The sequence below is a fragment of the Vibrio sp. Vb1337 genome (genome assembly GCF_033338715.1).
Lineage (GTDB): Bacteria > Pseudomonadota > Gammaproteobacteria > Enterobacterales > Vibrionaceae > Vibrio > Vibrio alginolyticus.
On record NZ_JAWOTD010000001.1, the window covers coordinates 137,563 to 150,676 of the forward strand.

At 43.6% G+C, this 13,114-nt stretch carries 14 protein-coding genes and 2 tRNA genes; 8 read left to right on the forward strand and 8 right to left on the reverse strand.

Features of this window, described 5'->3' with window-relative positions; all coding sequences use genetic code 11:
• Nucleotides 1-69: 69 nt before the first annotated feature.
• Together R7E42_RS00585 and R7E42_RS00590 are read right to left on the reverse strand one after the other, a co-directional pair.
• A complete protein-coding gene (locus R7E42_RS00585) occupies nt 70-1,680 on the reverse strand; it encodes a peptide ABC transporter substrate-binding protein (RefSeq protein ID WP_258657716.1) in 1,611 nt (536 codons plus the stop codon).
• A gap of 264 nt (nt 1,681-1,944) precedes the next feature.
• Entirely contained in the window at nt 1,945-3,051 is a 1,107-nt protein-coding gene (locus tag R7E42_RS00590) for a M20/M25/M40 family metallo-hydrolase (protein WP_167415164.1), read from the reverse strand.
• Between the two features lie 538 nt (nt 3,052-3,589).
• Between R7E42_RS00590 and hppD the strand changes: the two genes are divergently transcribed.
• From hppD to R7E42_RS00630, 8 genes are all read left to right on the forward strand, one after another.
• Nucleotides 3,590-4,663, forward strand: coding sequence for a 4-hydroxyphenylpyruvate dioxygenase (gene hppD, locus R7E42_RS00595; RefSeq protein ID WP_130546050.1), 1,074 nt, complete (start codon nt 3,590-3,592; stop codon nt 4,661-4,663).
• The gene (locus R7E42_RS00600) at nt 4,656-5,786 is read left to right on the forward strand and encodes a homogentisate 1,2-dioxygenase (RefSeq protein WP_005388948.1); all 1,131 of its coding nucleotides are present in this window, start codon (nt 4,656-4,658) and stop codon (nt 5,784-5,786) included. Before hppD ends, R7E42_RS00600 begins: the two co-directional genes overlap by 8 nt.
• Before the next feature lie 9 nt (nt 5,787-5,795).
• Nucleotides 5,796-6,833, forward strand: coding sequence for a fumarylacetoacetate hydrolase family protein (locus R7E42_RS00605; RefSeq protein ID WP_005377833.1), 1,038 nt, complete (start codon nt 5,796-5,798; stop codon nt 6,831-6,833).
• Between the two features lie 21 nt (nt 6,834-6,854).
• Nucleotides 6,855-7,523, forward strand: a complete 669-nt coding sequence (maiA, locus tag R7E42_RS00610) for a maleylacetoacetate isomerase (RefSeq protein WP_005377832.1) — start codon at nt 6,855-6,857, stop codon at nt 7,521-7,523.
• 195 nt (nt 7,524-7,718) lie between these two features.
• Entirely contained in the window at nt 7,719-8,378 is a 660-nt protein-coding gene (locus R7E42_RS00615; RefSeq protein ID WP_005377831.1) for a DUF2726 domain-containing protein, read from the forward strand.
• A gap of 119 nt (nt 8,379-8,497) precedes the next feature.
• A complete protein-coding gene (locus R7E42_RS00620) occupies nt 8,498-8,836 on the forward strand; it encodes a hypothetical protein (protein WP_005377830.1) in 339 nt (112 codons plus the stop codon).
• 179 nt (nt 8,837-9,015) lie between these two features.
• Nucleotides 9,016-9,092: transfer RNA gene (locus R7E42_RS00625), tRNA-Val, on the forward strand.
• Nucleotides 9,093-9,125: 33 nt separating this feature from the next.
• Nucleotides 9,126-9,202 (forward strand) — tRNA-Val (locus tag R7E42_RS00630).
• A 258-nt stretch (nt 9,203-9,460) separates the two neighbouring features.
• On the opposite strand, the gene R7E42_RS00635 is transcribed toward R7E42_RS00630, so the two are convergent.
• The 6 genes from R7E42_RS00635 to R7E42_RS00660 all read right to left on the reverse strand — a co-directional run bounded on the left by R7E42_RS00635 (nt 9,461) and on the right by R7E42_RS00660 (nt 12,960).
• Nucleotides 9,461-9,691, reverse strand: a complete 231-nt coding sequence (locus tag R7E42_RS00635) for a hypothetical protein (protein ID WP_318070549.1) — start codon at nt 9,689-9,691, stop codon at nt 9,461-9,463.
• Between the two features lie 129 nt (nt 9,692-9,820).
• Complete coding sequence (locus R7E42_RS00640) at nt 9,821-10,459, reverse strand: DJ-1/PfpI family protein (protein ID WP_206953252.1); 639 nt, start codon at nt 10,457-10,459, stop codon at nt 9,821-9,823.
• A gap of 164 nt (nt 10,460-10,623) precedes the next feature.
• Entirely contained in the window at nt 10,624-11,022 is a 399-nt protein-coding gene (locus tag R7E42_RS00645; protein WP_031780991.1) for a VOC family protein, read from the reverse strand.
• Nucleotides 11,023-11,227: 205 nt separating this feature from the next.
• On the reverse strand, nt 11,228-11,800 hold the full coding sequence (locus tag R7E42_RS00650; RefSeq protein ID WP_225466652.1) for a hypothetical protein: 573 nt from the start codon (nt 11,798-11,800) through the stop codon (nt 11,228-11,230).
• Nucleotides 11,801-11,992: 192 nt separating this feature from the next.
• Nucleotides 11,993-12,442, reverse strand: coding sequence for a nuclear transport factor 2 family protein (locus R7E42_RS00655; protein ID WP_005377826.1), 450 nt, complete (start codon nt 12,440-12,442; stop codon nt 11,993-11,995).
• Between the two features lie 128 nt (nt 12,443-12,570).
• The gene (locus R7E42_RS00660; RefSeq protein WP_054865629.1) at nt 12,571-12,960 is read right to left on the reverse strand and encodes a lysozyme inhibitor LprI family protein; all 390 of its coding nucleotides are present in this window, start codon (nt 12,958-12,960) and stop codon (nt 12,571-12,573) included.
• Nucleotides 12,961-13,114 lie beyond the last annotated feature (154 nt).

The following is a 13,114-nucleotide window of genomic DNA, read 5'->3' on the forward strand; positions in this document are numbered from 1 at the left end:
TCTCCACCGAGAGATATGAGGAACGGCAAGTAAACATTGAACTTGCCGACTCAGACCGAAAACATGCTTTTAGTGGGCTTTTACATAGACATTCTTGCGGTAGTACGACGACTCAGGGTTTGTCAGTTCGTAGCCGCCCACGTAAGGCTTGATGAGGTATTGATCGTTACCCGGACGATAAATAGGAATAATGGCCATGTCTTCAATCAGCATGCTTTCTGCTTGTAAATACAGTTCTGATGGGTTGCTCATGGTCTTTGAGCGAGCCATTAACTCGTCGTATTGCGGGTTGTTATAACGAGAATCGTTGTACTCGCCACTAGAAACGAAGATATCCAACCATGTAGAGGCTTCATTGTAGTCGGCCGTCCAGCCGCCGCGAGTAATTTCGGTCGGCTCTTTAAGTGCGTAGAACACTTTCGGTTCTAGCTGTTTTATCGTGACTTGCGCACCCAATCGGCTTTTCCACATGCCTGCCATGGTGGTTGCCATTTTTACGTCCATCGAGAAAGTTGGTACGGTAAACGTTAACTTAAGCGGATTGCTTTTATCGTATCCAGCTTCTGACAGTAATTGCTGCGCTTTTTCGATACGTTTATGGCGGTTCCAAGTTGCGAACTCAGGAGTGTGAGATTTAAAACCATCTGTTTGAGGTGGCACAAGGGTATACATTGGAACCCCACCGTTTCTCAAAATAGCACTCGTTAACAGTTGACGGTCAATGGCATATGAGAGGGCTTTACGAACCCGCACGTCTTTTGTTGGCCCTTGTTGAGTGTTGAGGTAATAGAATGTGGAGCCAAGAGACGCACTGGTGCTTGCCACTTCTTGTGGGCGTTGTTGAATTAACTTTTTCTTCTGGGCGGCAGGAATGGAAACCGCTTGGTCTATCTCACCAGCTAGGTAGCGGTTTAGCACTACGTTTGCATCACCAATTGGTAGCCAAGTGACTTTTTCCAGCACTACATTGCTTGCGTCCCAATAATGTGGATTTTTAACCATCACCAGTTTTTCGTTAACTTTCCATTCAGAGACAGTAAACGCACCATTTGTAACGATATGCTCAGGCTGGGTCCAGCGGTTGCCATGTTTTTCAATGGTCGCTTTGTGAACGGGGGCAAGCACTGGATGACTTAATAGTTTCGTAAAGAAGGGAATAGGCTCTTCGAGTGTTACCTGGAATGTTTTTTCATCCAGCGTCTTCACGCCCAAGGACTCGGGTTCGGCTTCGCCCTTCATAATCGCTTGCGAGTTTTCGATATTTGGAATGGCCGCAAACCAAGCGTAGGGTGAAGCAGTGCTTGGATTCAGTAAGCGTTGCCAGCTGTAGACAAAATCTTGTGCAGTGACCGTTTCGCCATTTGACCATTTTGCATCACGTAAGTGGAAGGTATAAACCGTATTGTTGTCATTGACTGACCAAGACTCAGCAACACCAGGAATGGTTTTACCTTGCTTATCTTGAATGACCAGACCTTCAAACAGGTCTCGACCGAGATTAAAAGCGGGCTCTGCGGCTTGCTTGGCTGGGTCAATAGAAGTAACTTCAGCTCCATTGTTTAGCGTAATTTCTTGTATCTCATCGAGGGTCACACCTGCGGGATACGGTGCGGCATAGCTTGATGTTGCCAGTATTGGACTCATCATCGACGCTAATAAAAGCAACTTAGGTAATTTCATCCTTGTCTCACTCTTTTCATCCTGAAAGATGTCAAAAATGTATATTGTATAAATTGTCTACACAATCGAGTTTTAACATTACTGTAACAGGGTGTCAGGTGTTGAGCTGTCTGGTCTCAAAAAGTGAGCTAGGGGAATTTCTTTGAAGATCTGATATCAAGTTGGCATGACGGGAAGTAATTTTGCTTCGATACAAATTAAAATCCCCTTCAAGCACAGGCTAGAAGGGGAAGATAGTCAGTCTGCTCTTCAAAAGGCATGACGTTAACTGACTAGGAAATGTTTCACGAACTCAGTGATTTTGACCATATCACTTACCGCGATAAACTCTTCTGTCGTGTGTACTTTTGCCATGCCAGTTGAAAGATTGACCGTTGTGAGACCTTTCTTGTTAAAGTTGTTGGCATCGCTACCGCCGCCAGTGCCTTTTGTGAAGGCGTCAATTCCCAACTCTGAAAACGCTGCTTTTATAGCGTTTACGTGCGGGTGGTTTTCTTCAATAACAAAAGCGTCGTAGGCTCGGCTAGATTCAATGTCGACTTCTGCACCGTGTTTTTCACAGACAGACTCTAATGTTGAGATCATATGATTGACCTGAGCATCTAGTTTATCGCCATTCAGGGAGCGTGCTTCTGCCACGATTTTTAATTCAGGCATAACAATGTTTGTGGCCTGACCGCCATTCACTATACCGATGTTGGCTGTCGTTTCTTCGTCGATGCGAAGCAGCTTCATTTGGTTGATGGCATCTGCCGCCACCATGATCGCACTGATGCCTTCTTCTGGCGCAAGCCCTGCATGTGCTGGTCGACCTTTGATTGTTGCCACGATTTTTTGCTGGCCTGGGGCTGCGGTCACAATAGTGCCAATAGGACCACCCGTATCTAACACGACTGCTTCCGTTGAAGTGACGTGTGACATATCGAAGTATTGTGAACCGAATAAACCGCCTTCTTCATACACGGTGAAAGCAAGTTCTAACGTTTTGTGCTCACGGTTTTCCGCTTGAATACAACGAACGGCTTCCATGATGGCGGCAATACCAGATTTATCATCGCCACCGAGAATCGTATTGCCTTTTGAACGGATAATGCCGTCTTCGATGATTGGCTCAATGCCAATACCTGGAGTGACCGTATCCATATGACAGCTCATTAGAATAGAGCCGTCTTTTTTGCCGTCTAAACGGGCGTACACGTTAAAACCGTTAGAAATGTGCTCAGGCACTGGAAGTTTGCGTACGGTAAAGCCTAGCTCGCCTAGCTGTTCTGCCAGTGTTTCTGCAATTTGTTTTTCGTTTTTTGATTCGCTGTCGATACGTACTAGTTGGCAAAAGTGTTTAACTAGGCGTTCTTGATTAATGTGTGTCATTAGATGTCTCTTTTTCTGATCGAGCGTGAAGCCTTGTGGCTCGGCTCGATAGGGAACAGAGCACCACTTATGGCACAGTTACTTTTGAATAAAACTGAGGTGAATCAATAAAGGGGTATCCATGACACGATTCTGACCGATGAGTCTTTCGAACTGTATGAAGCGTCACGAAACATTACTTTTGATGTTTTGCAGGATCAAATGAATAAATCGGATAGAGATAGGGTGCAATAGACTTTCCATCCCCTTTTACTTTTTGAGCTACGTTGCCAAGATAAAATGCCAAGGTAACAACTTGTTTACATTTTGTGTGTTGGCGTAAAGCCGAAAATATCAATCTAATATATTGAAAATAAGCAGTTTGTTTGATGTTTACGAAAGTGGGTTCGATGCGCTCTCTGTGTGTAACATATATTTTACAATTATGCGTAAAAATCGCCAAGATAAAGATTTCTCCCCACGTATTCCAATTTCTCAAGACCTGCGCCAAGTTAGAAAAATAAGTCCAAACAAAAGCTACTGAGACAAGGAGAAAGTCATGGTTGATGCATATAACCCTCTAGGAACAGACGGATTTGAGTTTGTTGAATATACCGCTGCTGACAACAAAGGCATTCAACAGCTTAAAGATCTGTTTATATCGTTAGGTTTTGCGGAGATTGCAAAGCATCGCTCAAAAGAAGCGTGGTTATATCGACAAGGTGATATTAGCTTTATTGTGAATGCGCAGCCGCATAGCCAAGCTGAGGGATTCGCCAAAGTTCACGGTCCGTCGGTTTGTGGCATGGCATTTCGTGTGAAAGACGCCACCGTTGCTCTGGCGCATGCGTTAGAGAATGGCGGTAAAGAATATAAAACGGAAATTGGGCCGATGGAGCTAAGCATTCCTGCTATTTATGGCATCGGTGAAAGCTTGCTTTATTTTGTCGACCGTTATGGAAAGCAGAGCATCTATGATGTCGATTTTCGTTTTTATAATGATGCTGATGAGCGTTTATCAAAAGCGAATGTTGGTCTTTACGAAATCGACCACTTAACGCACAACGTTAAGCAAGGCAACATGGATGTCTGGTCTGGTTTCTATGAGCGCATTGGTAACTTCCGCGAAATTCGTTATTTCGATATCGAAGGTAAGCTGACTGGTCTTGTCAGCCGTGCGATGACCGCACCTTGCGGCAAAATCCGAATTCCTATCAATGAGTCGTCAGATGATAAATCACAGATTGAAGAGTTTATCCGTGAATACAATGGCGAAGGTATTCAACACATCGCATTGACCACTGACGACATCTACGAAACGGTCAAAACCTTGCGTGAGCGAGGCATGGACTTTATGCCAACGCCAGATACTTATTACGAGAAAGTCGATCAGCGTGTTGAAGGTCACGGTGAAGATGTAAGCAAGCTTCGTGATTTGCAGATTCTTATTGATGGTGCACCAACGAAAGATGGCATCTTGCTACAAATCTTTACTCAAACCGTTATCGGCCCTGTGTTCTTCGAAATCATCCAACGTAAAGGCAATGAAGGCTTTGGCGAGGGTAACTTCAAAGCGTTGTTTGAATCGATAGAAGAAGACCAAATTCGTCGAGGAGTATTGAGTGATGCATAAATGGATCACATTCCCTCACCGGGAGGGAGTGTGCTCTAAACAAGCGCATGCTGACTTCCCGGAAGAGGCAATTTATGAACGTGAGGCAGGTCGAAGTGGCTTCTTCGGCCCCGCAACACATTTTCATCATCAACATGCCCCAACGGGGTGGTCTGAGTGGGAGGGAGAGCTACGTCCACGAGCGTTCGATTTTAATCTAGTCGAGAAAGCCAGCCATATTACCCCGTGGGCAGTCCCGCATCTATTACACAACGCGAATTGTAAAGTTCGTGTTTGGCGTATGGATGAAAAAATGGACTTCTTGGTAAGAAATGCAGATGGCGACGAACTGCTATTCATCCACCAAGGTACGGCAGATCTCTACTGTGATTATGGTCATTTGAAAGTGAGCGAAGGGGATTATGTCATGATCCCGCGCTCAACGAGCTGGCGTTTAGAACCAAGCGAGCCGATGTTCATTCTGATGATCGAAAACACCGATGCGGCTTATACATTGCCCGAAAAAGGCATGGTTGGAAACCACGCGGTGTTTGATCCGGCGGTTTTAGAAACGCCGTCGATCAACGATCAGTTCCGTGCTCAATATTCTGAGAATCAAACACAGGTTCAGGTGAAACGCCACGATAAAGTCAGTGTTATCACTTACCCATTCAACCCGCTGGATGCGATTGGCTGGCATGGTGATTTGGCGGTAGTAAAAGTGAACTGGCGTGATATTCGTCCACTTATGTCACATCGTTACCATTTACCGCCTTCGGCACATACTACATTTGTAGGAGCAGGATTTGTGGTGTGTACCTTCGTTCCTCGTCCAATTGAAAGTGATCCTGGAGCGCTCAAAGTACCGTTCTACCACAACAATGACGATTATGACGAAGTCTTGTTCTACCATGCAGGTGATTTTTTCAGCCGTGACAACATTGAAGCAGGCATGGTGACATTCCATCCAGCAGGATTTACGCATGGTCCTCACCCGAAAGCATTCAAAGCAGGGCGAGAGCATAAGAAGACTTTCACCGACGAAGTTGCGGTCATGATTGATACGCGTCACGCACTTCAGTTTTCGGATGAGCTGGAAAAAGTAGAAAACAAAGAATACGTCTATAGCTGGCAAGAGAAGTAAGAGGCAAGGATGAAATTAGCAACCAAGAAAAATGGCACTCGTGACGGTTTGTTGATGGTCGTGAGCAAAGACTTAACGCGCTGCGTACCAGCGACAGAAATTTTCCACCCCATGAACTTAGCACCGACGATGCAGGTGGCACTTGATAACTGGGATACGCTAGCACCGCAACTGGAAGAGCTATACGTTGCACTGAACAATGGCACGGTTGCAGGGTATGAAGAGTTTGAAGCGCACTACTGCGAGTCGCCGCTTCCTCGCGCTTATCAGTGGGCTGATGGCAGTGCTTACGTAAACCACGTTGAGTTGGTTCGAAAAGCTCGCGGCGCTGAAATGCCAGAGAGTTTTTGGACCGATCCGTTGATGTACCAAGGAGGCTCTGATGCCTTTATTGGTCCTTGTGACAACATCGAGTTTGCGAGTGATGAATGGGGTATTGATTTCGAAGGTGAAGTGGCTGTGGTAACTGGTGACGTACCAATGGGCGCGAGTGTTGCAGAGGCTCAGGAGTCGATTCGTTTGATCATGCTGGTGAATGATGTCTCACTGCGTGGGCTAATTCCCGCAGAATTAGCTAAAGGGTTTGGTTTTTTCCAATCTAAACCTTCTTCTGCGTTTTCTCCTGTGGCAGTAACACCAGACGAACTAGGCGATGCGTGGTACGAAAACAAAGTGCATTTACCATTGGTCTCGACCTACAACCACAAGCCGTTTGGTCGCCCGAATGCAGGTATCGATATGACGTTTGATTTCGCAGACTTAATTATTCACGCGACTAAAACGCGCCCGCTATCTGCTGGGGCGATTATAGGCTCAGGTACGGTATCCAACAAGCAGGGAACGGAACATGGCACTTCTATTGAAGAAGGTGGCGTTGGCTATTCATGTATCGCGGAAGTTCGCATGATTGAAACCATTCGTGATGGTAAGCCGTCGACTAACTTCATGTCGTTTGGAGATTCAATCAGATTGGAAATGTTCGATGCGGATGGCAACAACATATTCGGCTCGATTGACCAACAAGTTAGCCAATATCTCAAGCACTAACAATGCTGGTTGGGAGACGATATGAGCGATAGCATGATTTTATACGGATACTGGCGATCATCGGCGGCGTATCGTGTGCGTATTTGCTTGAATCTTAAAGAGTTATCGTATGATTCAAAATCGGTACACTTGGTGCGCAATGGTGGCGAACAACACAGTGACGAGTACCATGAGTTAAACGCTTCTGAACTGGTTCCTTTGCTGGTGGATGGGGAGGTTCAGTTAACCCAGTCACTGGCGATCATTCAATACTTAGAAGAACACTACCCGGATGTCACTGTGATCCCCGAGCAAACGCCGCTTCGATACCAAGCGCTAGCTTTGGCTCAGGATATTGCAATGGAGATTCATCCCCTGAATAACTTAAGAGTTCTACAGTATTTAGAGGGGGAGCTAGCTTGCGAACCAGAGCGCAAAGTCGCTTGGATTCATCACTGGATCCACAAAGGTTTTACAGCATTAGAAGAGAAACTTCAGAAGCATCGTAAACTAAATGGTGATTGCAAGTTTAGCCTGACAAGCTCGCCATCTATTGTCGATATTTGTCTGGTACCACAATTTTATAACGCACAACGCTTTGGTGTAGATACCTCTCTTTATCCAACCATTAACGCTGTTGTGCAGTCATGCAATCAACTGCCAGCTTTTATTGATGCGATGCCAGAGAATCAGCCAGACGCTAATAGTTGATTCTTAGCATACATAATGTATTAACAAAATTTAAACGAGCCAATCCAAGTGTGTGATTGGCTCGTTTTTATTGGTGAGCAAAATTTTCTGTTTCTCGCTATCGTCGTGGCGCCTCAAAATTGCGAGGTTTTGTTGCTCTGCATAACATTTCCATTTACGCTTTGAGCAACGAGTTGTTTTGGATGCACTTTATTTATGACCAACATTTTTATCATTGTTGTTCTTCTGGTTTTATTCTTCTTTGTTATTCAAAAGTACGTGATTAAGCACGATGACACGCGTGATTATCCTTATCGCTCGAAAGGCCCTCTGCTCAGAGGTCAAGAGGGTGCGTTCTATAATGCGTTAAGAGCGGCGGTAGGGGAGCATGCCGTAGTATTCGCGAAAGTAAACATGTCCAGTTTGGTTACGCCAAAAGAAATCAAAAATAAGAAGCAGTTTTTTGTCGCGAACAACCGTATATCTCGAAGCTATTTTGATTACGTTATTTGTGACCCAAGGACACTAGAGCCGCGCGTTATCGTTGAATTGGATAATGGGCAGGAGCTAAACAAGGGTAAGATAGAAAGACAAAAGTTATTGATTCATGTTTGTAAGACGGCCAACCTGCCTTTAATTGGCGCTTCGATAAAGCACAGTTATCAAGTTGGGCGATTACGTCGTTTGCTTGCGGCACACATTGATTTGATTGAGCCCGATAAAGAAGTGCGTTTTTGTAAAAAATGCGGCAGTCCGATGATCATTAAAACCGCAAGCCAAGGTGAGTTCAAAGGGAGACGTTTCTTTACTTGTAGCCGTCAGCCGAATTGTACATACACCGAAAATTATAACGTTGTGTTTGAGGCGGACGACTAAACACGACAATTAACCAGCAGAAACAAGGGGCTTTGATTAGAGATGATCAAAGCCTTTTTTGTATCAGTCATCAAGGCAGGGCCTATACTTTGAAAAAGAGGGCAGAATAGGGCAGCCATATGCGATACGGATGGATTTTATCGGCGTTGTTCATCGCATCGAATGTTAGTGCGATACCTAATTTGAAACCACTGGAGTGTGAATTGACAGAGACACCCCAAGATCATTTCTTGTTTTACCGAGAGCAAATGGTTTACCACAGTGAGCAGTTTGTCATATTTCAAAACTTCAAAGGCAGGGTGAGCACTCAAGTAGACGTCAAAACAGGAGAGTTGATCCGTACAACCTATATCGGCGAACCATTTAAACCTAAATATCAGATTTTGTTCGGCACTTGCCCTAAGGTATCGCAAACCTTACAGATTTGGATGCTCAGTGAAGTGCCTTACGACAATTAAGTGAGATAATAAAAGTTATATAGATCACACTTTTAATCCATGAAGGATTCAGCTTTGCTGATAAAATCATCTGAAAACGCGTGTTGAGTTTACATTTTCGCCAAACGGTTCAAAGTTGGTAAATTTGTGCTTGCACCACCGTTCGCTTATAGCTAATATCCTCGTCGTTCCAGAGAAATGCGTCCGTAGCTCAGCTGGTTAGAGTATCGCCTTGACATGGCGGGGGTCGGTGGTTCGAGTCCACTCGGACGCACCATTCTGAATTGAATGGTTAGGAACATAAAAATTTGGGTCCGTAGCTCAGTTGGTTAGAGTACTACCTTGACATGGTAGGGGTCGGCGATTCGAGTTCGCCCGGACCCACCAAATTTTAAAAAAGCCCACCTTTTGGTGGGCTTTTTTGTGTCTGTAATTCATTGATACTCAAGTAAAACTACTTCTTTTCTTGTCCCTTGTTTTTGCTCTGCTTTAGCCCCTTGTCAGAGATAAAAGCGCACTACTTGATCCGCAACACAACCTCAAAACCCTAAATGCAATGCATAAGGTGCATACGCTTCAAACCCACTAGAGCCGTCTATAAATCATGTTGCGTGCCACTTGCTGTGGCATTAGAGACAATGACTATTAATCTAAATTATCTGGCGTGTGAAGATTAGTGCCGCATATTGTACATTTGTAGTCACCAGTCGCTTCGCCTTCCATTAATGAGCCAATTATTGCTGCAAATAGACTAGAGAAGAAACCTTTAGCTTTTTTCTCGGTCTTTTCCTGCGCTTTAGAGAAGCTTTCGTACCGATGTAGCGTTACTTCTTTACAGTTACAGCAAAACGCTCTTGTCTCTTCAGAACCGTACATTTTTACCAATTGATTTACTCCCTGTAAGTTAATTTCCCCAAGTGGCGTTATGTTCAAGGGTAAGTCACACAAGACTGATGTGTGACTTACCCTAAACACTAAAACTAATGTCATGTAAAACACCACATGTTATGAATGATTATTTAACGCCTTGTTATCCGAGCTTGCTAACTCTGCTGATTGAATAGTTGTGGCAATAAGCTCTTCAAATAGATCTAATTGCCCAGCAGGTATCAATTGATTTTGTATAGCTTTTCGTTTGTTTGAGTCAAATAGCCGCTCTGTTAACCAACCAATTAGATACATCAGTGAAAGACAGCCACCGGCCGTCGCTACATTACCGTCTATCACGAGAGGCAGATCCTTAACATCTCCTCCCATACTTTGTAGAACATCCTTTGCATCTGGGTTTGTTGTTAATCGCTTGCCTTTTAGTAAACCGAGTTCATGGAGGATGAATGATCCCGCACAAATCGAACCTATTAGCTGCCTATTTGGATCAAGATTCAACGCTGACATAAATTCAGCATCTTTTAAAGCGGCTGGAATACCCCGTTTGCCGCTTGTAATAAGAACGACATCTTGATTCGTCACCTCAGAAAGGTGTCCGTCTGTTTTAACTTTCATACCGAGGTGGGAATGATGTTCAGATTTAGTTCCAAGTATACTTACTGTCCAACTGTCGGTTGTGCGCCCTAGCAAGTCATACATAAGAAAGAAATCGACATCCGTGAAATCATCAAATAAAACAACGCCGATTTTATACATAACATTTATCCTTTTGGACTTACTCGTAAGTCGCAAAATGTGTAGTAGGAGGGGAGGGCATTCAATACACAAGCTTCTGCTGAGCACCTTAAACACCAAAGGCGGTGCAAACTAACAATGCCATGTGTACCAAATCCCTATTATAAAACTTTGTTATGTTTGTTTTATGAGCCCGCCCAGAAAAACTCAACCCTAATACCACTTGGGTCGTAACACATTAAATGTTTTGCGGGTCCTGTTTTAACAAGCTCGGGACCAAACTCAATTTCGATTCCCGACGCCATAAATTGATCACGCAACTCATAGAGTTGCTTCTCAGTCTCTACCAGTAAAGCTAAGTGATGCAAACCAATATTCGTTTTTCTGTCAAATGGAGTGGCGGCATCAGCCTTAGCCGCCCATAGTGTAAGCATGATATGCCCATCACTCACAAATATTGCCGGGTAGTCTGGATTTCTTTTTACTTCACTCCAACCTAATTGTTCAGTGAAAAACTTCGCGCTTGCTTCTAGGTTAGATACGGTTAAACCTACGTGGTGTATGCCTTTTGTTAACACAGTCACTTTGTTTCCTTACTCGTTTTAATGGCTATCAAACAAAGATAACTCGATAAAAAGTAAGCATCAATACACATATATTGATTAACTTCGTCAATCTATTCAAATACGGTAATCCAACTGGAAACATAACATTGTAAACAAGAAACCCAATCTTGAACTAAAAATTAAACTTAGAGTTCATTCTTAAGTCCTGTATTAATCAAATACATTAATAGCCATAATATTTAAGCCAGCCTATAGGGCATATCATTCCATTAAAGGTTTGAATGTTCTTATTCAAGCTAACGTCTTCCAATTTGTAACAGTGAACAACATTACTAGTCGAAGTAGATGCTGGTGTTGAATACGTCACAGGTTTAGAAGCGTTGGCTTTATGTATTTCATGTGCTCGCTGTTGGTCTATCGCCACTTGATTCTTATGATTGTTAACTTCTCGCAATCCAGATTCTAGGGGTAGGTGCCAATCCTTACATGTTGTTCCTAAACCATCATTCTGAGACTGATATTCTGATAACGCTACACGAGCTTCATTTACCGACTGATCGATATCGGACTGATCGACTAGCCAAGTAGAAAAAGAATAGTTAATGGCCTCTCGATAGTTTACCGATTGCTCTAAGCTATAAGCATCGGAATGAAAACAGGCCTCTACCACTGCCCATTGAGTCGATAGGTTTGATAATACGTTTTCAGGTATAGGCTGTAGCTGGCTTTGCGTAGACTGGCAGCCGGCTAGAAGAAAAGGGACAGGGAGTAGTTTTAGAAAAAATTTTTGGTTCATTTTAATCTTAAAATTAATGCAATCTTTTTCATTATCATAATACAGGACGATTGAAGAAAGTAGCATTTCTATCAGTAAGGGAATGTGGCTAACGCACTGATAAGGTGTGAGTAAAGCGATATCAAAGCCCTCAACACACCTTAACTACGAATACTACCGTATGACAAAGATGCTATGCGGTAACGGTAGTATTCAGGCTTGAACAGTTTGTCGCACGTTGCTCTCGCCTGACAGCACGGAAATTCTCTCAAAATCTCGACTCGGGAAGTCAGGATCTACGTACACAAACATACGACTTATCATTTTTCCTTCAAACTCAAATACACTACAAAAACGCCCTGTGGAAACTTTGTTGTCCGGCCAAGAGGTACCATCACTCATTACGCCGCCTTCCTGTCCTTCAACAATGACCTTGTTTCCAGCAGTCGTTATTTGAAAGCCGTCTATGTCGTGCCAGATACTAATCAACGAGCTACCAATCCTATTGCCAAACTCCACTAAGGCACTCTTTCCTTTCGCTTGCCCAAATTTAGGAAAGAAAAAATCAACATCCTCTGAGAATAGATCCAGATAGCTAGGATCACCGGCATCTATTTTCTCGAAATACTTAACTACTAGCCCAACTAAATCGTCTTTTTCCATAATTATTTCACACCCATATTAGCTTTACGCACAACCTGAACGCTTGCATCTTAAACACAGAGTACATTTAAACTGAAATTGCCAAGAGTTGCGAATCTTATTGAAGTGCCTTGTTAGATGTAATCCGTTTAGCCTACGTATACACCATTGAAGTACTCGACGCGTTCTAACGTCATTCTTAACTTACACTCTTCAATCTGGACACCTTGCCAGGGTGAGGGTGTGGAAGACAGGCCCGTAAATTCACATTCGGCGTCTCTGTATTTTAGCCAAGCTCTTTGGGCCTTTCGAAATGGCTCTACCAGTTCGGTCTGAGACCATGTTTCCCTTAGTGCTTTTTCTTCCTCACCTATTCTAGCGATTGCTTCCTTGTAACTTTCGTTAAGCTCTTTATCTGCAGATTCCATCTTCTTTTCTACACACTGATAACCAGCCATAACGCCACCGCCTTTTACTTTGCAGGGATCTTCAACATCAGCAGAAGCCAAGCAAGGTAAAGAAACCAACGCAAATATCATAAGTAATTTGTTCAAAATTGCCTCCAAGCTCCGAGTGCTTGTTAAACCGTTATCCGCTATTTTTCCTTTTTAATCATGCAGCTTTTTGTCTGTGCCTTCAAAGATAAAATAGAAGGTTAGTGATTCTAGTGCCTAAATAGAAGGTAAAAGAGAT